The sequence below is a fragment of the Streptomyces sp. NPDC005574 genome (assembly GCF_040605435.1).
GTDB lineage: Bacteria > Actinomycetota > Actinomycetes > Streptomycetales > Streptomycetaceae > Streptomyces.
In genome coordinates this window covers 26,465-51,065 of the sequence record NZ_JBEXCW010000038.1, presented here as the reverse complement: position 1 = coordinate 51,065, position 24,601 = coordinate 26,465, and the positions used below count along the sequence as shown (strand labels likewise).

Below are 24,601 nucleotides of genomic sequence, written 5' to 3'. Positions count from 1 at the left end.
ACGCGGTCCTTTCGTCACTGCTGCCCCGGGTCGTGGCCGGCCCGGTCACTGCTGCCGCCAGGAGCGGAACGCCCGCAGGTGCTCGGGCGTCCCGACGGCCTCCAGCCGTTCGTCGTCCTGCTCACCACCGCCGAGGGCGGCCAGCAGACGCCGTGCCGGCGCGTTGCGCGGAGTGCGCTCCGCGGTCAGCCGGATCTTGGTGCAGCCGAGCTGTTCGGCCCGGTCGGCGAGCCAGCCCAGCATGCGTTCCTCGACGCCCCGGCCGAGCGCTCGGCAGCTCATCAGCCAGGCCAGTACGTCGAGTCGGTCGCCCTCCGCGCGGACGGCGAGCAGGCCGATCTGGCCGTAGTCGCCGAAGCGGTCGCGGGCCGCGGCCGTCCACACCTCGCCCCGCTCGCGCCACCGGGCGAGGTCGCCGCCGTCCGCCGAGCGGCCACGCAGGGTGAACTGGTTGGTTCGGCGCACGAGTTGCTCGGCCCGCGCCGCTCCGTCCGGTGCCAGCTCCCGCAGTTCGACGCGCAGGTCGAGCCGGTCGAGGAACTCCTCGAAGCCGGCCTGGTCGCGGACGGCGTCCCGTTCCCTTTCCTGCTCGTAGAAGCGCGCCCGCAGCGCGTCCTCGGCGGTGGCCGCGGCCGGGACCAGGGGCCACAACCGGTCCAGGAAGGCGGGGAGTTCGGCCTCCGGCGGGCAGGTCACCGACAGGACCTGCGGCAGCGCCGACCGCATCCTCGCGATCTCGGCCGGGTTGTCGTCGAGGAACAGGAAGCTGTCGAGGCCCAGGTTCAGTGTGCGCGCCGCCTCGGCCACGCGCACCGGCTTGGGGTCCCAGGCGGCGGACAGGACACTGAAGTGCTCCGCCTTGAGCAGGCTGTCGGGGCGGTCCAGTACGGCCCGGACCGTGTCCTCGTCGTTGTTGCTGACCAGGGCCAGCAGCACGCCTGCCGCCCGCCACCGCAGCAGCCTGCGGGCCAGCAGCTCGCGCGCGCCGGTGAGGTCGACGGCCCGAGGCCCGATCTCTCCGGCGATCCCGCCCCACAGGGTCTCGTCGCCGTCGACCACGATCACCTTCGGCGCGGGCCGCCGGACCGCCCGTACGGTCTCCGCCAGGCGCAGGGCCACGGCCGCCTGGAAGTGCGGGGTGAAGGGCAGGTGGGCCAGGCGTTCGGTCCGCTCGTCGAAGCGTTCGCCGACGGCGTGGTGGCGTGTCCAGTCGTCGGGCCGCAGCACGGCGACGCCGGGCAGTTCGGCGAGTTCGCCGGCTACCTCCCGCTCCCAGCGGGTCAGGCGGTCCTCGGGGTGGGCGGTGGGCAGGAAGCCCACGATCAGCGGCGTGCGGGTGCGCTCGGCGAGGGCGCGCAGGGCGGCCGGGTACGCGCCCCGCAGTTCGGCGAGCAGCGTGTCGTCCACGGGGCCGAAGCGCTGGAGGTCGGCCGCCCGCACCAGCACCACCCCGGCCGTCACGGCGGGGTCGGCGAAGACGCCGGAGGGGTCCTGCACGGCGGCGAGCACCTGGTGGTACGGGGCCTCCGTGACCGTGGCCGTCCCCCCGTCCCGGGCGCCCTCGTCGACCGCCGCCGCGTACAGGGCGGGGAGGTTGCCGAGGGCGAAGGTGGCGGCGAGGGCGAGGGTGGGCCGCGGGACGGCGTCGGCACCGGCACCGGCACCGGCACCGGCACCGGCCGAGCGGTCGGTCGTGTGATCGGTCGCGGGTGATGCCACCTCGACCGCCGGCTCGGACGAGGTACCGGTCGCCCTCCCCTCGGGCCGTACCCGGCTCTGCGGGTCGGCGGCCGTCTCGTCCAGCAGCCGCACGAGCTCCTCCCCCAGCCCGGTGGCGGTCTCCGCGTCCAGGATGTCGAGGTTGTGGTCGAGGCGGACCCCTCCCGCGTCCGGAGTCATGGTGATCATCAGGTCGAGGTCGGAGTAGCCCGTTCCGGCGGGCAGCACGTCCAGCCGGGTGAGGCGACCGGACGCGGACCGTACGTAGTTGAAGTACACCTCCACCAGCGGTGCGTTCGGCCGGTGCAGCCCCTGTGCGGCCAGCGTCGGCAGCACGTCGGAGAAGACGGTGCCCTTCGCCAGGATCCGCGCGAGGCGGCTGTCGGTGCGGCGCAGCACCTCCGCTACCGGCTCGTCGAACCGGGCCTCGGCCGGGAACGGCACCGGTACGCCGAAGAAGCCCACGGCGTCGAAGGCGTCGGCGTGCATCCGCGTGTCCACCGGCACGGCGAGCACGAAGCGTTCGCGTTCCCTGCGCCGGGCCAGCAGCACGGTCAGCGCGCCCAGGCAGAACGCGGCGGGGGTGACGGCGAGCCGGCTCGCGGCCTTCGAGACGCGTTCCGTGAGCCCTTCGGGAAGGGCCACGGTGACACTGCCCGCCCGGTAGGAGCGGTGTGCCGGGCGCGGCCGGGCGAGCGTGAGGTCCAGGCGGGCGCTGCCGTGGAAGGCCCGGCGCCACTCGGCGGCGCCGTCGGCGTCCTCCCGGGTACGCCTGGCCCCCTTGGTCTCCTGCGCCGCGACCAGCAGGTCGAGGTCGCGGTTGCTGACGGTGTCGTCCAGCGGGGTGCCGGACAGTTCGGCGTCGATCTCCGCGGCCACCAGCAGCAGTGACTGCAGGTCGCTCACCGCGTGGTGGGCGCCGAACACCAGTGTCTGGCCGTGTGCGCCGGCGTCCAGCAGTTCGAAGCGCCACAGCGGCGGTCGGGTCAGGTCGAACGGCGGTTCCAGGAGCAGGCGGAGACCTTCGGCCGCGTCGGGTCCGGTCCCGGTGGTGACCTGTGTCCAGCGGAGCAGAGGTTCCGTCAACTCCCGCTGTGCGCGCAGCTGTCGGCCGCCTTCGGGGCCGGTGACGATCGCGGTGCGCAGGGCCGCGTGCCGTGCGCCGAGACGGGCGAGGATGCCGGTGAGCGCGTCGGGGGTGGTCGGCGACACGAGCCGTACGGCGAGGCCGACGGCGTGTGCCGCGTCCGGCATGCCCGGCTGGGCGCTGCGCAGCAGCCGTACGACATCGCGGGTGGCGGGGAGCACGGTGTGATCGGGTGCCGGCGCGGCCGGCTCCGCGGGCCGCGGCTGTCCGGATGCCGCGGCCGCGCTGTCGCGGTCGGGCAGGGCGCGGTCCAGGGTGCGGGCGAGGCCGCGCAGGTCGGTGGCCGAGAACAGGGCGGCCGCGGGGAGTTCGACGCCGAGTTCGCGGACGAAGGCGTTGCGCAGCCGTACCAGCATGAGGGAGTCGAGGCCGAGTTCCTTCAGCCCGGCGGTGGGTGACACGTCCGCGGTGCCGCCGGACACCTCGCCGACCCTGGCCCGTACGTACGCTTCGAGGCGCTCGGCGCGGGCCTGGTCCGTCGGCGCGGTGAGGATCTTCCCGACCAGGTCGTCGGCGCCGGCGGCGGTCGCCGGGGCGGTGACGAGGTCGGCCAGGATCGGACGGGTGCGGGCCGCGTCCGGGTCGAGGGCCAGGAGTTCCCAGTCCAGGGCGACGGGGGCGAGCTGGCGGCGCGAGGTGGCCAGTACCCGGTCGAGGAGTTCGCCGCCCTCCTGCGGGGTGAAGGCGATCAGACCCGACCGGCCGGTCTCGGCCGCCCGGGTGCCGGAGGCCGCGACCATGCCGACCTCCGCCCAGGCGCCCCAGTCCAGGCTCAGTGCCCGGCGTCCGGTGCGCGAGAGATGGTGGGCCCAGGCGTCGAGGAAGGCGTTGGCCGCCGAGTACGGGCTCTGCCCGGCCGAGCCGAGGAGTCCGGCCACCGAGGCGAACAGGATCAAGTCCTCGGCCTCCGGCACGAGTTCGGTGAGCAGGGCGGTGCCGAGGACCTTGGGGGCGAGGACACCGAGGACGCGTTCGTCGGTCAGGTTCGCCACCGTCGCGTCGTCGAGGACGCCGGCCGCGTGGACGACCGTGGTGATGGGACCGGCTTCCTGTCGTACGGCGTCCAGGGCGGCCCCCAGGCCGGCGCGGTCGGCGACGTCGGCGCGCACCAGGCGCACACTGACCCCGCGCTCCTCCTGTGCCGCGATCCAGCGCGCCGCGTCGGGGGTGGGGGTGCCCCGGCTCAGCAGGGCCAGGTGGCGGGCCCCGCGGCGCACCAGGCGTTCGGCCGCGACGCGGCCGAGGCCGCCGAGGCCGCCCGTGATCAGGTGGACGCCGTCCGGGGTGACCCGGGCGTGGCCGGCGTCGTCCGGGCGGGTGCGGGTCAGGCGCGGGACGAGGCGGCCCTCGGGGCGCAGCGCGACCAGGCGTTCGTCGTCCGCGTGGCGCAGTTGCGTCCACAGGGCCTCGGCGCCGCCGGTGGGCGGCAGGTCGATCAGCGTGGTGGTGAACTCCGGGTGCTCCTGCGCCACGGCGAGCCCGAAGCCCCAGGCCAGGGCCTGTTCGGGGTGGACCACCCGGGTGCTGCCGTCGGCCGCCTGGCTGCCCCTGACCACCACGAACAGACGGGGTGGGCGGCCCTGGGGACGGTCGGTGAGGGCACGGACCAGGTGCAGGGTGTGCAGGCAGCACAGCCGGGCCGCCTCCCGCGCGGACGCGGTGTCGGTGACCGGCGGTGCGTCCAGGGACGACAGCTGGACGACCCGGCGGGGCGGTCCGTCCGGGAACGCCTCGTCGAGCAGCCGGGTCCACTGGCGCGGATCGGCCGGATCGAGCACGTACCGTCCGTCGCCCTCGGCGGCGAACTCCGCTCCCCGGCGGACGCCGACGTACGGCACGGACGCGGCGCGCAGCCGCCCGGCGAGATCGCCGGCCACCGAGCCGTCGTCGGCCGTCGAGCCCTCGTCGGCCAGGATCAGCCAAGTGCCCTGCGCGGGCCTTTCCTTGGCGTCGGGCCGCGGCTGCCAGCGCGTCTCGAACAGCGCGCCGTCCAGCGGTGAGAGGGCGGCGAGCTCGAACTCCTCGGCCTCCAGCACGAGTCGGTCGTGCTCGTCCCACAGGCGCAGGTCCAGCGTCGCCCGGTCGCCGTCCACCGAGCGCAGCCGGCAGGTCACCCACACCGGCGCGGTCCGCAGGGCGGTGTAACGCAGCCGTCCCACTCCCGCGGGCACGAACGCCCGCCCCTCGGGCGCGTCCTGGGGCAGGGCGGCCGTGTGGAAGGCCGCGTCGAGGACGGCGGGGTGCAGCAGGTGTCCGGCGTCGGGCCGTGCGGCCAGCCGCCCCAGCGCCTCCGTGTCGGTACGGCGGCCCTCCTGGAGTCCGCGGAAGGCGGGGCCGTAGTCGATACCGAGGGCCGCGAGCCCGGCGTACACGGACGTCAAGTCGGCTTCCCGCACGCCGGGTTCACGCAGCCGGGTGAGGTCCTCACCCGGGTCGGCGGCGGAGTCGGCGGCGGGATCGGCGGTGCCGACGTTCATCCGCCCGCTGACGTGCCGCTGCCAGGGCGCGCCCCGCTCGCCGGCGGGAGCCGAGGCGACGGTGAACTCGCGCCGGCCGTCCTCGGCCGGCCGCAGCACCAGTTGGAGCCGCACGGGCGTGTCCGCGTCCAGCCGCAGAGGTTGGGCGAACCGGACGTCGGACAGCCGGATGTCATCGCCGTCCGACAGCGCGGACGCGGACTCCAGGACCAGGTCGAGGAACGCGGCGGCCGGCAGCCAGACCTCGCCGGTGACCCGGTGGTCGGCGAGATAGGCGAAGCGGCTGTCGCGCAGGTCGACGTCCAGCTGGAAGAGGTGCCGGTCGGGTTCGTCGCTGGCCTCGACATGGGTGCCGAGGAGCGGCGAGCCGTGGCCGGCCGCCGGGGCGAGGGGCTCGGGGGTGATCCAGTGGCGTTCGCGGGCGAAGGCGTAGGTGGGCAGGTCGGTGCGGCGGCCCGCCGGGAACAGGACGGACCAGTCGGGGGTGTGACCGGCCGCGTACAGCTCACCCAGTCCGCGCAGCAGGACCTCCTGACCGCCCTGCTGGCGGCGCAGCGAGGCCACGCTCACGGCGTCGACGCCGGCCTCGGCGGCCACCGCCTCGATCGACGGGCCGAGCGAGGGATGGGGGCTGAGCTCCACGAACGTGCGGTAGCCGTCGTCGAGCATGCGCCGGACGGTGTCGGCGAAACGCACCGGCTCGCTGAGGTTGCCGAACCAGTACCCGGCGTCCAGCCGGTCTCCGGTGACGGGTTGGGCCAGCACGGTCGAGTACAGCGGCGTCGAGGCGGCCGATCCGGTGACCCCGGCGAGCCGGTCGAGCAGGTCCGCTCGGAGCGGTTCCATGAGCGGGGTGTGCGAGGCGAAGGGCGTCGAGAGGCCGCGGGCGGGGACGCCCCGCTCCTCCAGGTGGGCGCGCAGGGCGGCCAGCGCCTCGATGTCGCCGGAGACCGCGGTGGACCTGGCGCTGTTGACGGCCGCGACGAACAGCCGTCCGGCGTAGGGCGCGAGCAGCATCTCGGTCTCGGGGCGCGGCAGTTCGACGGCGAGCATGCCGCCCTGGTTCTCCAGTGGTACGACGGCGCGGGCGCGCCCGGTCACCACGGTGACGGCCTGCTCAAGGGTGAGGGCGCCCGCGGTGTAGGCGGCGGCGATCTCTCCCAGGCTGTGGCCGGTCACGGCGTCGGGGGTGACGCCGAGGGCGCGCCAGGCCGCGGCCAGCGCCGCGTTGACGGCGAACAGCACCGGTTGCAGGAACTCGGTGCGGGCGAGCGGCGCGACGTCCTCCGGGGCCCGCAGCGCGGTGAGCACCGACCAGCCGGCCTGCCGGAGCACCGCCTCGTCGATCCGGGTCAGTTCCTCGCGGAACGCGTCGGAGCCCGCCATGAGGTCCAGCGCCATCCCGGGCCACTGACCGCCGTGACCGGCGAACACGAACGCCACCTTGCCCGCCGGTTCCTCGCGGGGTGGCGCGGGCACGGTCCGTCCGCTCGCCAACGCCTCCAGCCCGTCGAGGAGTTCCTCCCGGTCGGCCGCCACCACGGCTGCCCGGCGCTCGAAGTGGCTGCGGTGCCGGGCCAGCGTGTGCGCCAGGTCCGGCAGCGGTGTGTCCTCGGACAGGTGGGCGGCCAGCCGTGCGGCCTGGCCGCGCAGGGCGTCCGCGCCGCGCCCGGACACCGTGAACAGCAGGGATCCCGTGGGTCGTCGGGCCGGCGCTGGCGCGGGTTCGGCTGCCGGGGCCTCCTCCACCACGACGTGCGCGTTGGTGCCGCTGATCCCGAACGCGCTCACGCCGGCCCGCCGTATCCGCTCGCCCCGCGGCCAGTCGGCCGGTTCGCGCAGCAGGCTCAGCCCGCTGTCCGCCCAGTCCACGTGACGGCTGGGGGTGCCCGCGTGCAAGGTGCGCGGCAGCTCCTCGTGACGCAGCGACTGCACCACCTTGATCAGCCCGATGACGCCCGAAGCGGCCTGCGCGTGGCCGATGTTGGACTTGAGAGACCCCACATGCAGGGGACGGTCGTGGGGGCGTGAGCCGCCGAACACCTGGGCGAGCGCGTTGGCCTCGATCGGGTCGCCCAGGGTGGTGCCCGTCCCGTGCGCCTCGACGTGGTCGATGTCGGCGGGTGCCAGTCCGGACGACTCCAGGGCGCGCCGGACGACCTGCTCCTGCGCGGGGCCGTTGGGCGCGGACAGGCCCTGGCTGCGGCCGTCCTGGTTGACGGCGGTGCCGCGCAGCACGGCGAGTACCTCGTCGCCGTCACGCCGGGCGTCCGCGAGCCGCTTCAGTACGACCATGCCCGCGCCCTCGGACCAGATGGCGCCGTCGGCGTCGTCCGAGAAGGACCGGCAGCGGCCGGTCGGCGACAGGCCCCGCAGCCGGCTGAACTCCACGAACGTCTGCGGGGTCACCATCAGCGTCACCCCGCCGGCCAGGGCCAGGTCGCACTCGCCCGCCCGCAGCGCCTGGGCCGCCAGGTGCACGGCCACCAGTGACGAGGAGCAGGCCGTGTCCACCGTCATGGCCGGGCCGTTGAGGCCGAGGGTGTAGGCGAGCCGGCCGGAGGCCACGCTGAGCGCCTGGCCGGTGCCGACGTATCCGTCCAGCCGGTCGAGCCGGGTGCCGGACAGGTAGCCGCTGCCGAACATGCCGACGTACACGCCGGTGGTGCTGCCCGCGAGGTCGGCCGGCACGAGTCCGGCACGCTCCAGCGACTCCCAGGCCGTCTCCAGCAGGAGCCGCTGCTGGGGGTCCATCGCCGCGGCCTCCTTCGGGGTGATCCCGAAGAACCCCGCGTCGAAGGACTCGATGTCGTCGAGGAAGCCGCCCTCACGCGCGTAGGACTTGCCGGGGGCGTCCGGGTCGGGATCGTAGAGCGCCTCCACGTCCCAGCGGCCGGCCGGGAACGGCCCGACGGCGTCGCGGCCCTCGGCGACCAGGCGCCACAGCCCCTCCGGGTCCTCGACCCCGCCGGGCAGCCGGCAGGCCATCGACACCAGCGCCACCGGTTCGTCGACGGCCGAGGGGGCAGTGCGGGCGGGGCGTGCGGCCTTCGCGGTCCGTCCGCTTGTACGGCCGTCGGTGGCGAGGGCCGTGGCCAGCAGGTGGGTGGTGAGCCGGGCCGGGGTGGGGTGGTCGAACAGCAGGGTGGCGGGCAGTTTGGCACCGATGCGGGTGCCGATGCGGTTGCGCAGGTCGACCGCCGTCACCGAGTCCATGCCGAGGTCGCGCAGCGGCCGGTCGGCGGGGACGGAGTCCGCCGCGCGCAGGCCGAGGGCGTGGGCGGCCTCCTCGCGGACCAGGGCGAGGACGCGTTCGGCGCGTTCGGGCTCCGGGAGCCGGGCGAGTCGGTCCGCCAGGCGGGGCCCCGCGCCCTGTCCGGCGGGGGGCGGGGGCAGCAGGGACCGCCACAGCGCCGTCGTACCGCTGTCCCCGGTGGCCGCGGTGGCCGCGGTGGCCCGCAGGCGGGGCAGGTCGAGCGCCCAGGCGACGAGGTGCGGGGAGCCGCGCCGCAGGGCGAGCCGGACGAGGTCGCGGCCCTGGTCGGGGGTGAGGGCGCGGTGGCCGAGGCGGGCCATGCGGTCGAGGTCGGCGTGCTCGGCGGCCAGGCCCCCGCCCGACCACGCGCCGAACGCCACGGAGACGGCGGGCAGGCCCAGCGCCCGCCTGTGGTGGGCGAGTTGGTCGAGGAAGACGTTGGCCGCCGCGTAGTTCGCCTGCCCCGCGTTGCCGACGACACCGGCGGCCGAGGAGACCAGCAGGAAGAAGTCCAGGGGCAGGTCGGCGGTGAGCCGGTGCAGGTGGGCGGCACCGTCGACCTTGGGGCGGAGCACCCGCGTGAGACGTTCGGGCGTCAGTTCGGCGACCACTCCGTCGGCCAGGACGCCGGCGCAGTGCACGACTCCGCGCAACGGCGTCCGTTCACCGACGGACGCGAGTACGCCGGCCAGGGCGGACGCGTCGGCCACGTCACACGCGACCACCTCGGCGGCCGCTCCCAGGGCCGCGAGTTCGGCGACCGCCTCCGCGGCACGCGGATCGTTCGGACCCTGACGGCACGTCAACAGCATGCGCGGGACGCCGTGTTCCGCGAGCAGCCGGGCGAGGTGAAGGCCGACCGCGCCGAGTCCGCCGGTGATCAGAACGGTCCCCTCGGTGGGGAGCGAGCTGCGGGGCGCCGCGTCCCGCGGGCGCGGACGCGCGTGCTGCGGGCCGGTGGCCTGCTCGCGTCGGTCGTCCGTCATGGTCGCAGGCGCGTCCTTCGTGCGGGCGCGCACCAGCCTCGGCGCCAGCACCCTGCCGTCGCGTACGGCGAGTTCGGGCTCGGCCGCGTGGGCGACGGCCGCCGTCAGCGCGGCCACCGGGTCGAAGCCGTCGAGGTCGAGGAGGCTGAGTCCGAGGTCCGGGTGCTCGGTGCGGGTGCTGCGGGCCAGCCCCCACAGCACCGACTGGGCGAGACCGGGCACGCTGTCCCCGTCCGCGGCCGCGACCGCCCCACGGGTCACCCACACCACCCGGGCGGGTGCCTCACCGGCCGGCAGCGCGAGCGACGCCCGCACCTCGGCCAGCGCGGCGACCGCCAACGCATGTGCGCCGGAGGGCAGTTCGTGACCGGGCAGGGGGCGCGGCCAGAACCGGACGAGCACGCCCGAGCTTGCGTCGCCGGTCCGCGGGCCCGCGTCCACCGCTCCGGGCGGGCCCGAAGCGGTGGACCCGCCGAACCCGGCGTCCGGACCCGAACCGTCCGGCTGGGCACCCGCGTCCGCCGTCACAGCAGGCGCACCGACCGGCGTCGGTCCGGCCTCCTGTCCGAAGTCCACGCTCGGCACGCCGGGGAGCGGGCCCGTGGTGCGGACGGTGGCCCGGATTCCTGCCCCGGTGAGGCCACGGAGGGCGGCGGTGACGTCCGGGTCCGAGGGGTCACCCACCAGGGTCCATGGCCGGTCCGTGACGGGACGGTCCGGCCGGTCGGCGGTGGGCGCGGCCGGCCGCGCGTCGGGGTCCTGCGCCGGTTCGGGGGTGATCGCGGTCCAGGCGATCTCGTACAGGTGCCGGGCGTTCTCCGATCCGGCGTCCAGGTCGGCCGGGTCGGCCGCCCGCAGCCGTACGCCCTCCAGCCGGCCGGCGGGGAGCCCGTCGGTGTCCCACAGCGTCACGTCGAGCGTCAGGTCGGTGCCGGAGCCGCCGGTCCGCCGCAGGGACGCGGTCAGGTCGCTCGCGCCGCCCGGCGGCAGGACGCAGCGCCCCACCGACACCGGTAGCAGCACCCGGCCGTCGGCGGCGTCGAAGGCCGCGGCCACCTGGAGCGCCGCGTCCAGCAGCGCCGGGTGGACCGGATAGGGGTCGCTCGCCTCGCGGGCGACCGTCGGCAGGGACAGCCGGGCGAGCAGTTCGCCGTCCCGGACGGCGACGGCGTCCCGTACGCCCTGGAAGGCCGGTCCGTAGCCGAGACCCAGGCCGGTCAGCCGCTCGTACGTCTCCTCGCTCCAGGCCGGTGCGGCGGTGGCCGGCCACACCGGCGGCGGGCCGGTGTCGTCGGTGGCCGGCCCGGCCGCCGACGCGGTGGCGTGCAGGGTCCAGTCGGCGCCCTCCTCGCCGCGCCGGCGGCTGTGCACGGTGATCTCCGTCGCGGGACCGGTGGCGGACACCTCCACGGACACCTCGACCGTGCCGGTGGCGGGCAGCGCGAGCGGCGCGAGCAGGAGCAGGTCGGTCACGTCGCCCGGGGTGTCCGGGCGGGCCACGGCGAGCGCGGCGCGGCACACCTCCATCACGGTGGTGCCCGACACCACGGTCCGGCCGAACACCGTGTGGTCCGTCAGCCAGTCCGCGGTGGCCGGGGACCACTCGTCGCGGAAGGTCCAGCGCGTCTCGTCCGCCGACTGCAGCTGGATGCCGAGCAACGGGTGGGCCGCCCGGTCCAGGAGACCCGAGGTGCCGGTGGCCGGCGCGGGTTCGGTCCAGTGGCGGCGCGTGTCCCAGGCGTATGTCGGCAGGTCGGCGGCCGGGGTGTCGGGGACCAGACGGCGCCAGTCCACCGGCCGTCCCTGGACGTGGAGTTCGGCGGCGGCGCGGTCCAGGCAGGCGGGCCCGTCCTCGTCGCGGCGCAGCGACCCGACGGCGACGAGGTCGCGGCCGGTGTCCTCGGCGACCGTGCTCAGCGCGGTGAGCAGGGACGGGTGCGGGCCCACTTCGACGAAGTACCGGTAGCCGTCGGCCGTCATGCGCTCGACGGTGGGCGCGAAGCGGACCGGCTCGCGCAGGTTGTCGTACCAGTATCCGGCGTCGAGTTCCCCGGTGACGGGCTCGCCGGTGACCGTCGAGTACCAGGCGACCGGGGTCGGGGAGGTCACGACGCCGTCGAGTTCGTCGAGGATCGTCCCGCGGACCGGCTCGACCTGGGCACTGTGGGAGGCGTAGTCGACGTCGAGGCGGCGGACGAACACCTGTCGCCGCTCCAGCTCGGCCAGCAGGGCGCTCACGGCCGTCACCTCGCCGGCGACCACCGTGGCGCGTCCACTGTTGACGGCGGCGACGCACACCCGGCCGTCGTGCGCGCCGAGGTGGGTCTCGACCTCGGTGTGCGGGAGGGCGACGACGGCCATGGCGCCGGTGCCGGACAGGCCGGTGAGGGCCTGGCTGCGCAGGGCGACGACCGCGGCGGCGTCGTTGAGGCTCAGGGCCCCGGCGACGCAGGCCGCGGCGACCTCGCCCTGGCTGTGCCCGACGACGGCGTCGGGGCGGACCCCCCGCGCCCGCCACACGGCGGCCAGGGACACCATCACGGCGAACAGCACCGGCTGGACCACGTCGACCCGGTCCAGGGAGGGGGCGCCGGCGTCGCCACGCAGGACGGCCGCCGGCGACCAGGTGGTGAACGGGCGCAACGCGGCGTCGCAGCGGTCGAGTTCGTCGGCGAACACCGGGTCGCGGTCGAGCAGGTCGCGGGCCATTCCGGCCCACTGGGAGCCCTGTCCGGGGAAGACGAACGCCATCTTGCCGCCGGGCGCGATCTGTTGGGGACCGGCCACCGCGTCCCCGCCGGGTCGGTCGTCGGCCAGGGCGCGCAGGGCGGTGAGCAGTTCCTCACGGTCCGCCGCCCGGACGACGGCCCGGTGCTCGAAGTGCGTACGGCGGTGGGCCAGGGTCGCGGCCACGGCGCCCAGGGGCGTCTCCGGCCGGTCGAGGAGGGCCCGGTGGAGCCGCTCGGCCTGTCCACGCAACGCCCGCGGACTCCGGGCGGAGAGCGGGAAGAGACCGGGCCCCGCCGGGGTCGCCGCCTCGCCCGGCCCGGCGATCGGAACCGGGGCCGGCCCGGTGACCGGCTGCTCCCCCGCTGCCGCCCGCGCCGGCTCCGGCGGCGCCTCCTCCAGCACCACGTGCGCGTTCGTCCCGCTGATGCCGAAGGCGCTGACACCAGCCCTCCGCACCCGGTCACCGTCCCTCGGCCACGCCTGGGCGTCGCCGAGGACGCGCAGGCCGCTGCCCGCCCAGTCGACGTGTTCGGTGGGCGTGTCCGCGTGCAGCGACGCCGGCAGGAGTTCGTTGCGCAGGGCCAGGACCGTCTTGATGACGCCGGCGATGCCCGCGGCGGCCTGGGTGTGCCCGAGGTTCGACTTCAACGAACCGATGCCGAGCGGCCGTTCACCGGGCCGGCCCGGTCCGAACACGGCGGCGAGCGCCCGGCCCTCGATGGGGTCACCGAGGGGGGTGCCGGTGCCGTGGGCCTCCACGTGGTCCAGGTCCGCGGGCGTCAGCCCGGCCGCGTCCAGCGCGGCGCGCACCACCCGCTCCTGCGCGGGCCCGCTGGGGGCGCTCAGACCCTGGCTGCGGCCGTCCTGGTTGATCGCGGAGCCCTTGACGACCGCGAGGACCCGGTCACCGTCCCGGCGTGCGTCCGCCAGCCGTTTCAGCAGGACGAGGCCGCAGCCCTCGGCCCACACCACACCGTCCGCGTCGGCGGAGAACGGGCTGCACCGCCCCGACGGCGACAACCCGCGCAGCCGGCTGAACTCGACGTGCCCGCGCGGGGTGACCAGCAGCGTCGCGCCGCCCGCCAGCGCGAGGTCGCACTCGCCGTCGGCCAGTGACCTGGCGGCCAGGTGCAGGGCTACGAGGGAGGACGAACAAGCCGTGTCGACGGTCACGGCGGGGCCCTGGAGGCCGAGGGTGTAGGCGATGCGCCCGGAGGCGACACTCGCCGCGGAGCCCGTGCCGACATGCCCGTCGAGCTGGTCCAGTGCGGCCGAGGCCAGGTATCCGCTGTCGTAGAGGCCGAGGTAGACGCCGGTGGAGCTGCCGTTGAGGGTCTCCGGGAGGATCCCGGCGCGTTCGATCGTCTCCCAGGTCGTCTGCAGCAGGAGCCGCTGCTGCGGGTCCATCGCGGCGGCCTCGCGCGGGGAGATGCCGAAGAAGGACGCGTCGAAGCGGTCGATGCCGGTGAGGTAGCCGCCGCGCAGGGAGTACGCCGTGCCGGCGGTCTCCGGGTCGGGGTCGAGCAGCCGCTGGGTGTTCCAACGGCCCGGGGGCACCTCGGTGACGGCCTCCCTGCCCTCGGCGAGCAGCCGCCAGAGCGCCTCGGGGTCGTCGGCGCCGGGGAGGTGGCAGGCCATGGAGATGACCGCGATGTCGCCGTCGGTCCGCGGGGAGCGGTCCGCGGGCTGCGGCCGGGCCGTGGCGGGGCTGCCGGGCCGGTCGTCGAGGACCGCCTCGGCGAGTTCGGCGACCGTGGGGTGCTCGAAGACGAGAGCGGGGTTGAGGGAACGTCCGAGACGCTCCGACAGGTTCGCGGCGAGCGTCACCAACTGGCGCGATCCCAGTCCGAGTTCGGCGATCGGGCGGTCCGGGTCGACGGCCACCGGATCGAGTCCGGCGGCCTCGGCGACCGCCGCCGTCAGCCAGGCCCGTACACCCTCCGGGGTCGTGACGGACGGCGCGGGGTACTGCTTCGGAGACTCGTTCGCAGGCATGTGAAGAGGTGTCCTCGTGAACTCGGGCGGGCGCGAGCGGGATCCGGGCGACGGCCCCGGCCGGGGCGCGCCGATACGGAGGGACGGCGGGATCGGGCCACGACGGCGCAGGGCGCCGCGACCGGCGCACGGCGCCGTGACGGCCGCAGGGCTGAAGGGCCGGTGCACGCGGCCTGACCGGTGCAGGACGGCGCGACCGCCGGCTGACGGCATGACCGGTGCACGACGCTGTGACCGGTGTGCGACCTGCGACGGACACATGACGTCACGTCCGGTGCACGACGCTGTGACCGGTGTGCGACCTGCGACGGACGCATGACGTCACGTCCGGTGCACGACGGCACACCGGCGGCGCCGTGGCCGAACGGAGGTCCGACGCACGGCCGTTGGGCCGGCGGCGTCCAGGTCAGCGGGTGGCGGGCGTGTCGACGGCGGTGAGGGTGCCGTTCAGATAGGCCGCGCGGGAGGCGTGCCGCTGGATCTTGCCGCTGGAGGTCTTGGGGATGGTCCCGGGACGGACGAGCACGACGTCGTGCACCGCGAGGCCGTGCGCCTCGCCGATCGCGCTGCGGATCAGGTCGGTGATCCGTTCGTGCTCCTCGGCCGGCACGGGGCTCACCTCCGCGACGAGGACGGGCTGTTCGCCCGCGACTCCCCCGTCCACGGAGAACGCAGCGGTGCAGCCGGGCCGCAGCGCCGGGTGGCACATCTCGGCCGACAGTTCGAGGTCCTGCGGGTAGTGGTTGCGGCCGTCGATGACGAGGAGGTCCTTGAGCCGGCCGGTGACGAACAGCTCACCGTCGCGCAGGAATCCGAGGTCGCCGGTGCGCAGGAAGCGCTCCTCCCGGCCGGCCAGCCGGGCGCGGAAGGTCTCGCGGGTGGCGAGGGTGTTGCGCCAGTAGCCCTTGGCGACGCTCGCGCCGGCGACCCAGATCTCGCCGACCTCCCCCTCGGGGAGTTCCTCCTGCCGTTCGGGGTCGGCGACGACCACGGTCGTGCCGGGGGCGGGCCGGCCGGAGGAGACGGCGGCGGCGTCCGCCGCGCCGGCGTGCGGGCCGGCCGAGGCGGCCTCGGCCAGGGTGGGCGGGGCGTCGACCGAGCCGCCGGTGACGATGAGGGTGGCCTCGGCGAGGCCGTAGCACGGATAGAACGCCTCGCGGCGGAAGCCGGCCGGGGCGAAGGTGTCGGTGAAGCGGCGGAGGGTGGCGGCGCGCACCGGTTCGGCGCCGTTGAAGGCGACCTTCCAGGAACCCAGGTCGAGGTCGTCGAGGAGTTCGGGCGTGGCGTGCTTGAGGCACAGCTCGTAGGCGAAGTTGGGGCCGCCGGTGGTGTGCGGCCGGTAGCGGCTGATCGCGGTCAGCCAGCGCTGGGGCCGCTGGAGGAAGTGCAGCGGGGAGAAGAGGGTGGCGGTGACCCCGAGGTGGACGGTGTTCAGGACGGGGCCGATGAGGCCCATGTCGTGGTACACCGGCAGCCAGCTGACGAACATCTCGTGGTCGTGGGCGGCGACGGCCTCGGGCGTGTGCCCCATCCGCTCGGTGATGGCGTGCTCGTTCGCCATCAGGTTGCCGTGGGTCACCGTCACGCCGCGCGGGGCGGAGGTGGACCCGGAGGTGTACTGGAGGAAGGCCACCGACTCGGCGGTGAGGTCGGGTTCGCGCCAGGCGGCGGCCGTCTCGTCGGGGATGTCCTCGGTGACGACGCAGGTGATGCCGGCGAGTTCGGGCAGGTGTTCCGCCATGGCGCCGAGCGCGGCGATCACCTCGCGGCCGCCGAGGATCACCTTGGCGTCCGCGTCGGCGATCAGTCGCTTCATACGGGTGAGGGCACGGTGGTTCTGGGACCGGCCCTGCGGCGGCACGCCCGGTACGGCGACGACGGCGGCGGAGAGGCAGCCGAGGTAGCCGGAGATGAACTCCAGGCCGGGCGGGTACAGCAGCATGGCGCGGGAACCCGCAAGCCCTCGTTCCTGCAGCCAGGCGGCGATCGCCCGTGTCCGCACGGCCAGTTGGCCGTAAGTGATGTCCTGGATCTCTCCGTCACAGTCGCCGGTGACGAGATAGCGGTAGGCGGTCCGGTCGGGCTGGTGCGAGGCGTGCGTGGTCAGCAGATCGACCAGGGATCGAGCCATAAGACGAGTGTCACCTGTCTGGATCGGTGGGCGAGGAACTGGCGTTCGAGGGCCGCGTCGAAGCGCGCGCAGAAGCCGTGGCCGCTCCGGCCCCCTTGCCGTTGCGTCCATCTCGACCGCTCGTCCGAGGAGCCGCGGTCGCGCGGTCTCCTCGTGGTCCCCCGTTTTCAGCTTGCTACCGGTGAGTAGCACCCTAGCAAGTCCCGTCGGTCCCGCCGACCGGCATCGTGTAAACCCTGGGTGTCACAACGGAATTGAGCCTCCCGCCCACCCTGTGACAGCTGTCCCACCCCCGAGGGCGTCCGCCCGACCGACGCCGGTGAACCGGGGCCGCCGACGGCGTGCTCAGCCCACGTCCCACAGGAAGCGGTGGGTGTGGATGCCGAAGTACGGGAAGGACTGGATCTGCCGCACCCCCTCCACCGGGCGCACGACGTCGTTGACGAAGTCGAGCAGTTGCCGGGGACCCGGGGCGACGACCTCGGCGAACAGGTCGAAGCCGCCCGAGGTCAGGACCGCGTAGACCACCTCGTCCCGCGCGGCGAGTTGGTCGGCGACCGCGCGCGGATCGCCGTCCACGACGATGCCGAGCAGGGCCATGGCCTGTCCGCCCATGGCCATCGGGTCGGTGACCCCGACCACCGACACCACCCCGCTGTCCAGCAGCCGTTGCAGTCGCTGGCGGGCCGCGGACGCCGACAGGCCGACCTTCGGGCCCAGGTCGGCGTAGGCGATACGGCCGTCGGTCTGCAGTTCGCGCAGGATGGCCCGGTCGATCTCGTCCATGCGAGGGGTGTCTCCTTTCCGCCCGGCGCGGCCGTCGCCGCCGGGTGCTTCAGCCTGCCAGGGCCGCGAGGGCCTCGGCGAAGAGCTCGGTGTGGGTGTCCACGTCGCGCTCGGTCGTGTCCGGACACATCAGCGCCATGTTGTGGAAGGGGGTCAGCAGGATGCCTCGGTTGGCGAGGAACAGGTGCAGGAAGTCCTCGAGTTCGGGATCGGCAGCCGCCGCGGACTCGGTGCCGTTGCGGGGCGCCGGATCGGCGAAGCGGTACTCGGTGCGGGCGCCGAGCCGGCTGACGGACCAGGGCAGCTCGTGGGCGTCGATGCCCGCGCGCACGCCCGCCTCGAAGCGTTCGGACAGCGCCGACATCCGGGCGAACGCGTCGTCGGTGAGGACGTGTTCGAGGGTGGCGCGCATCGCCGCGACCGACAGGGCGTTGCCGGCCAGGGTGCCGCCGACACCGCCCATGTCCACCAGGTCCAGGTCGTCCCGGCCCAGCAGCCGGTCGGCGAGTTCGGCGGACAGCCCGTAGGCGCCGGCCGGGATGCCGCCGCCGATCGCCTTGCCGATGGTCAGCAGGTCGGGTTCCAGGCCCCAGGCGGCGGTGCACCCGCCCGGCCCGGCGGAGAAGGTGTGGGTCTCGTCGTTGATGAGCAGCGTGCCGTGTCGCCTGGTCAGTTCGCGGACGCCGGCGAGGTGGCCGGGCTCGGGCAGCACGATGCCGATGTTGGTCAGCGCCGGTTCCATGAGTACGGCGGCCACGTCACCGTGGGCGAGTTCGCGCTCCAGCTGCTCCAGGTCGTTGAACTCGGCGACCCGGCTGGTCAGGGTGACGTCGCAGGGGGCGCCGACGTTCCCCGGCCGGGCCGCGCCCTGTCCGTCCGGGCCGACCACGATGAGCGACTCGTCGACGCTGCCGTGGTAGCTGTAGCTGTTCACGAGGATCTTCGGGCGGCCGGTGACGGCCCGGGCGAGCCTGATCGCCCACCGGTTGGCGTCCGTCGCCGTCAGTGAGAAGCTCCAGCGGGCCAGCCCGAAGCGGCGGGTCAGCTCGGCCCCGACCCACTCGGCCTCCTCCGTGGGAAGCATCGCGGTGGCACCGCCCCGCACGGCGAACCGGTGCTGGACGGCCTCGGCCACGGCGGCCGGGGAGTGACCGGCCATGGCGCCGGTGTCGCCGAGGCAGAAGTCGATGTACTCGTGACCGTCGATGTCGGTGACCCGGGCACCGCGGGCCCCGTCCAGGTAGCGGGGGAAGGGGCCGGCGGTCTTGTTCATCCACGTCATCGGGACCCGCCCGAAAAGGTGTCCGGCTCGCGCGTGAGCGTCCTTCGAACGCGGGCACAGCCGCTCGGCCTGCGCTCTTTCGCGGACGAGCAGGTCATGCAGTCGTTGACGATCCATGGCAGACCTCGCAGGCCGGGACGACGGAACCAGCGCACTGTACGACGGATCAAAGTGCGAACTCAAGAGGTAGCGATGGAATCATTCGTGCTGACGATCGATTCATTCGCAGGTTAATCGCCAGGTCGCGCCACCCCTTCCGCCACTTGGAAATATCCACCAGCATGCATATGCCGGGATCGCGTGCGGCGGCCGACGGCCCGTTCCCGGCTGGATCTTTCCTGCAGCCCTGCAGGCCCGACGGACATCACCCGGGAGCGGGACATGACCAACGCAATGTGGGTGCACGGCATCGAGTGGCTGGCCGCGGCCGCCCCCAACCCCCGGACCTGCAAACGCGCCTGGGACGAGGGCGACGGCATCGCCCTGCTCGAGGCGGGGCGGTACTGGGACGTGCTCAGCGTCCCCGACCACCTGGGACTGCTCACGCTGGACCTCCTGTGGAGACCCTCCCTGCCGCTGCCCGGACCGACCCTCGTGGACTCGGCGGCCCACCGGGTCGGCTTCTTCCTGCCGCCCGATCCCGGCAGTCACTGGGTCGGCGCCGGCCTGCGCCACGCGGGCCGCGGCTCCTGGGTCGCCGTACCTCCGCCCTACCGGGCCGGCCGCTCCCTGGAGTGGCTCATCCCGCCCGACGGCACCGGCTCCCTGCACGCCCCCGTCACCCTGGAGATGGCGCTGCGCCAGGCCAACGGCACCCTCGCCGTACTCACCCCCGCGCACGGCGACTGACGGACCGTCACGAGGGCCGGGGACGAGGCACGACCGCCACGGCGGCCAGGGACGGCGTACGACCGTCGCAGCGGACGAGCTACGACCGTCACAGCGAGGGTGGCGGCGACCCGTTCGGCAGACCGGCGGAGGCCCACCGGAACTCCGGCCGGGCGGGCACCGCGCGCCCCGCGGCACGCCACTCCCTGACGAGCCGTGCGTGGACCGGCGGCCGCGTCCGGGGTCAACCGGTCAGTTCGACGTACGGACCGGGAAGCGTGCCGCCGCCGAACGGGCGCTGCCCCCGGCCTCAACCCTGACGGCGCACCCCAGGCCGCAACCCGGCCCGCAGGCGGGGACCCGACCGGTCCCCCGTTCCGGTCGTGCCCCCGCGGCCAGTCGAACTTACGTCCCGGACCTGCCCTTGTGAACCGCAACGATGCCCGCTGTGCCGCCCCGAGGACTCACCCGTGCACAGGTGCGTCCGGATGGCCCGGTTTGGTCCGGTCCAGGACGGGCGGCCGCAGGTCTCCGGTGGCCACATGCGCGACGACGACCTCGTAGAGGTCGCTGCCGGCGGCGAGGAGCTGGCGTTCCAGCACGGGTTCCGCACTGCGGACGTGCTCACGCACCGTCTGGGCGTGGACGCCCAGCGTCTGCGCGGCCCGTTCGGCGTTGCCACCGGCGGCGATCCAGGTGCGCAGGGTGCGGCGCAGGTCCCGGCCGTCCGCGTCGAGCCGCCCCAGCAGACCGTCCGCCCAGGCACGCAGGCCGGGTCCGGCGAGCAGGTCGCCGACCTCCGGCCGCTCGCCCGGCCGGGCATCACTCCCGGGTGCTTCCTCCCCCAGCCCGACCTGGGTGTTCAGTGCCAGGTGGACGACCGCACGGACCGTCAGGTCGGAGAAGTCGGTCCGCAGCAGGCTCTCGACGCGTTCCATCCGGGCGCGGACGGTGTTGCGGCTCACGCCCAGCACCTTCGCCGCGCTGACGGCGGTGAACTCCAGGCCGAGCCGGGTGGTGGCCAGCAGTTCGGCTCGGGTGTGGTGCGGCAGGACGTCCAGCGGACGCAGCACCCGGGTGGTCCAGACGCGCAGCGCCCCCGGGTCCATCAGGCGTTCGGGGTGGGTGCGTTCGGCGTACACGGCCGTCTTGTCCGGCCGGAACCGGGCGACGGCCAGCGCGCTCACGGCCTGGCCGTACGCGGTGGCCGTGCGGGCCAGGCTCTGCCGGACGCTGCCGCCGAGGAACGTGCCGGGGCGCCCGGCGACCAGGGACCGCAGGTCCCGCCCCACGGCCTCGCCGGGGGTCACGATGATCACGTGCCGGTCAACGGCGGGGCAGCGCACCACCAGGGCCCGTTCCGCGGTCGCGTCGCGGCACTCCTCGGCGAGCGCGTCGCGTTCCCCGGGGCCGCCCTCGACGACGTAGACGCACGCCGTGTCCGTGTCGAGCAGTCCCGGCCACAGGCCCGCGGCGACGCGGCGTGCCGAGACGGTGTCCTCCACCATCAGCAGCTGGAGGATCGCCAGCCGCAGGTCGGCCGCCGCGAGCTCCAGCCGCCGGGCGGATTCGGCGGCCTCCCTGGCCCGGAGCAGGAGTTCGACGACCTGGGCGGTGTGCGTCACGATCTCGGAGGCCCGCCGGTCGAACGGCGCCTCGCGTGCGACCGCCAGCACCCGGGCCGGCGAGGCGGGCCCCGGCGCGACCCTGACCAGGCGCAGGTGCTGTCCCCGGTCGTCCCAGGCGGCGGAGGCGATCCGGCCGGTGACGAGGTCCGCGACCAGGCCGGGGTCCAGTGCCGCGGGGGCGCCGGCGAGAAGGCCACCGGTGTGGTCCTGGAGGGAGGCGGTGCCGTGCACGGCCTCGGCGAGCCAGGTGACGACCCTGCGCACGTCACGCCCACTCGGCCGCAGATGCTCCAGCAGCCCCTGCGCCCACGGCCCGTCCCCTCCCCCGCCCGGGCCCCCACCCCGTACCGGCCGGTCCGCGGCGCGATCCGACGTCGACTCTGCCGCGGAGTCCGCCGCGCGGTCCGTCGGGCGACCGGTCCCGCGATCCGTCGTACCGTCCGCGCTGTGGTCTGTCGTCGTCGGGGGGCTTCGGTCCTCTCGGCCAGTCATATGGCCTTCTCCTCGCCTGTCGCCTCGTCCGCCGTCCGCGGACGTTACCCCACGCGTGCCCGGCGGCCGACGGCGCGAAAACGCACGGGGATCCGGCCGTCGCGGGGCCGCGGCGGACAGGTGCCGCACGCCGGTGACCGCGGCCCCCGCGGCCTCCCGGGGCGGACCCGGTACCCGTACGGCATAAGCTCAGTGAATGGCGAAGTACTTCGACGTGCACCCCGACAACCCGCAGCCGCGCACCATCGCCCAGATCGCCGACATGATCCGCTCCGACGCGCTCATCGCGTATCCGACGGACTCCTGTTACGCGCTGGGCTGCCGCCTCGGCAGCCGTGACGGCATCGACCGCATCCGTACGATCCGCAAGCTGGACGACCGGCACCACTTCACTCTCGTGTGCCAGGACTTCGCGCAGCTCGGTCAGTTCGTACGGATCGACAACGACGTGTTCCGCGCGATCAAGGCGTCCACCCCCGGCAGCTACACCTTCATCCTGCCCGCGACCAGGGAGGTGCCGCGCGTCCTGCAGCACCCGAAGAAGAAGACGGTCGGCGTGCGCATCCCCGACCACGCCGTCACCCAGGCCCTGCTGGCCGAGCTCGGGGAGCCGCTCCTGTCGAGCACCCTGCTCATGCCGGACGAGGACGAGCCGATGACGCAGGGCTGGGAGATCAAGGACCGGCTGGACCACGTCCTGGACGCGGTGGTCGACTCCGGCGAGTGCGGCACCGAGCCGACGACGGTCATCGACTTCTCCGGCGGCGAGGCCGAGGTCGTACGGCACGGAGCGGGTGACGTCACGCGCTTCGAGTAGCCCCCTCGGCACGCCGGACCCCCGGCACCCCGCGCCTCTCAGGACCGCGCGGCGGGGGCCCGGACCGCCCAGGTGGATGGTGCGTGCAACGATGGTCGCCGCCCGGCCCCGCCGGGCCGATCGTCCGCCCGTCGTCGTGCACCGCGCAGAGAGGCACCCCCATGACCTCCGTACAGGGAACAGCCGTGGACATCCCCACCGAGGACGGCGTCGCCGACGCGTATCTCGCGCATCCCGGTGACGGGACGCCCCGGCCCGGCGTGCTGCTCTACCAGGACGCCTTCGGGCTGCGCCCGCACCTGCGGTCGATGGCCGACCGGCTCGCCGGGGCCGGCTACGCGGTGCTGGTGCCCAACCTGTTCTACCGTCACGGACGCGCCCCCGTCATGGAGCTGCCGGACTTCATCGACCCCGTCGCGCGCCCGGAGATCTTCGAGACGCTGTACCCGTACGTGCTGGCCCTGACCCCCGAGCTGATCGTCCGGGACGCCGACGCGTACCTGGGGTGGATGGCGCGGAGCGCGCTGGTCGCGGACGGCCCGGTCGCGGTGACCGGGTACTGCATGGGCGCCCGGCTCGCCCTGCCGACCGCCGGGGCGTACCCGGACCGGGTCGCGGCGGTGGCCGGCTTCCACGGCAGCCGTCTCGTGACCGACGCACCGGACAGCCCCCACCTGGCGGCCGCGCGGATCACGGCCGAGGTGTACTTCGGCCACGCCGACGACGACCCGGGCCTGCCGCCCGAGCAGATCGCGCGCTTCGACGAGGCCCTGACCGCCGCCGGGGTCCGTCACACCTGCGAGGTCTACGCCGGATCCGAGCACGGTTACACGCAGGCCGACACCTCCGCGTACGACGAGAAGGGCGCGGAGCGGCACTGGGCGGCGCTGCTGGACTTGCTGAAGCGGACCTTCTGAGCGCGGGGACGACCCTTCGCACCGGGACGCCGGGGGCCCAGCGGGTCCGACCGGCGTCCCTTTTTTGTTCGACTTGTTGACATGGGCACAACCCGATGCGACGTTGAGAGCGCTCTCAACATGGTACGGACCAACCCCACAGGCCTACCCCGCACGGAGGTGGAGAGTGCTCGCAAGGATCACCCTCAGACTCGTCGGAGCCGCCGCCCTCATAGGCGCGCTCCTCAGCCTCGGACCCCCGGCCCAGGCCGCCGTCCCCAACACCATCCCCCTGAAGATCACCAACAGCTCGGGGCGCGGTGACGCCGTCTACGTCTACAACCTCGGCACCCTGCTCAGCACCGGACAGCAGGGCTGGGCCGACGCCAACGGCACGTTCCACGCGTGGCCCGCCGGCGGCAATCCCCCCACACCGGCACCCGACGCGTCCATCCCCGGACCGGCGGCCGGGCAGTCCAGCACGATCCGGATCCCCAAGTTCTCCGGCCGGATCTACTTCTCGTACGGGCAGAAGCTGGTGTTCCGCCTGACCACCGGCGGTCTGGTGCAGCCGGCCGTGCAGAACCCGACCGACCCGAACCGCAACATCCTCTTCAACTGGTCCGAGTACACCCTCAACGACTCCGGCCTGTGGCTCAACAGCACGCAGGTGGACATGTTCTCCGCGCCCTACGCGGTCGGCGTGCAGCGCGCCGACGGCACCACGGTCAGCACGGGGCACCTGAAGGCCGGCGGATACAGCGGGTTCTTCAACGCCCTGCGCGGGCAGCCCGGCGGGTGGGGCAACCTGATCCAGACCCGCTCGGACGGCACCGTGCTGCGGGCGCTGTCACCCACCTACGGCCTGGAGACCGGGGCACTGCCCGCCTCCGTGATGGACGACTACGTCAACCGCGTCTGGCAGAAGTACGCGTCGGCCACACTCACCGTCGCGCCCTTCGGCGACCAGCCCGGCACCAAGTACTACGGCCGGGTCTCCGGCAACGTCATGAACTTCACCAACAGCTCCGGCGCGGTCGTCACCAGCTTCCAGAAGCCGGACGCGGACAGCGTCTTCGGCTGCCACAAACTGCTGGACGCCCCCAACGACCAGGTCCGCGGGCCGATCTCGCGGACCCTGTGCGCGGGCTACAACCGCTCCACGCTGCTGACGAACCCCAACCAGCCCGACACCACCGACGCGGCCTTCTACCAGGACGCGGTGACCAACCACTACGCGCGCAAGATCCACGCGCAGATGGCCGACGGCAAGGCGTACGCCTTCGCGTTCGACGACGTCGGCAACCACGAGTCGCTCGTCCACGACGGCGCGCCCCAGCAGGGCTATCTGACCCTCGACCCCCTCAACTGAGAGGAGCCCCGCACGCGAAGAGGACTTCGCGTGCGGGGCGGCCGTTCAGGGACGCGTGT

9 protein-coding genes are annotated in these 24,601 nt (G+C 74.4%); 4 read left to right on the top strand and 5 right to left on the bottom strand.

What is annotated here, in order from left to right; translation table 11 throughout:
* Positions 1–45: 45 nt before the first annotated feature.
* The 4 genes from ABZT03_RS23830 to ABZT03_RS23815 form a co-directional block, all read right to left on the bottom strand.
* Entirely contained in the window at positions 46–14,310 is a 14,265-nt protein-coding gene (locus tag ABZT03_RS23830) for an SDR family NAD(P)-dependent oxidoreductase (RefSeq protein WP_356042391.1), read from the bottom strand.
* Positions 14,311–14,716: 406 nt separating this feature from the next.
* On the bottom strand, positions 14,717–16,441 hold the full coding sequence (locus ABZT03_RS23825; protein WP_356042389.1) for a fatty acyl-AMP ligase: 1,725 nt from the start codon (positions 16,439–16,441) through the stop codon (positions 14,717–14,719).
* Positions 16,442–16,786: 345 nt separating this feature from the next.
* A complete protein-coding gene (locus tag ABZT03_RS23820; RefSeq protein ID WP_356042387.1) occupies positions 16,787–17,227 on the bottom strand; it encodes an AsnC family transcriptional regulator in 441 nt (146 codons plus the stop codon).
* Positions 17,228–17,276: 49 nt separating this feature from the next.
* Complete coding sequence (locus tag ABZT03_RS23815) at positions 17,277–18,626, bottom strand: transaminase (RefSeq protein WP_356042385.1); 1,350 nt, start codon at positions 18,624–18,626, stop codon at positions 17,277–17,279.
* 264 nt (positions 18,627–18,890) lie between these two features.
* On the opposite strand from ABZT03_RS23815, the gene ABZT03_RS23810 reads away from it, so the two are divergent.
* A complete protein-coding gene (locus ABZT03_RS23810) occupies positions 18,891–19,358 on the top strand; it encodes a hypothetical protein (RefSeq protein ID WP_356042383.1) in 468 nt (155 codons plus the stop codon).
* 443 nt (positions 19,359–19,801) lie between these two features.
* Here the strand turns inward: ABZT03_RS23810 and ABZT03_RS23805 are convergent, their stop codons facing one another.
* Positions 19,802–21,229 carry a helix-turn-helix domain-containing protein gene (locus ABZT03_RS23805; protein WP_356042381.1) on the bottom strand — a complete coding sequence of 476 codons (1,428 nt, stop codon included), beginning with the start codon at positions 21,227–21,229 and terminating at the stop codon, positions 19,802–19,804.
* Positions 21,230–21,653: 424 nt separating this feature from the next.
* On the opposite strand from ABZT03_RS23805, the gene ABZT03_RS23800 reads away from it, so the two are divergent.
* The 3 genes from ABZT03_RS23800 to ABZT03_RS23790 all read left to right on the top strand — a co-directional run bounded on the left by ABZT03_RS23800 (position 21,654) and on the right by ABZT03_RS23790 (position 24,542).
* Positions 21,654–22,274, top strand: coding sequence for an L-threonylcarbamoyladenylate synthase (locus ABZT03_RS23800; RefSeq protein WP_356042380.1), 621 nt, complete (start codon positions 21,654–21,656; stop codon positions 22,272–22,274).
* 161 nt (positions 22,275–22,435) lie between these two features.
* Positions 22,436–23,191, top strand: coding sequence for a dienelactone hydrolase family protein (locus ABZT03_RS23795; protein WP_356042379.1), 756 nt, complete (start codon positions 22,436–22,438; stop codon positions 23,189–23,191).
* Between the two features lie 166 nt (positions 23,192–23,357).
* Entirely contained in the window at positions 23,358–24,542 is a 1,185-nt protein-coding gene (locus tag ABZT03_RS23790) for a glycoside hydrolase family 64 protein (protein ID WP_356042378.1), read from the top strand.
* Positions 24,543–24,601: the final 59 nt, after the last annotated feature.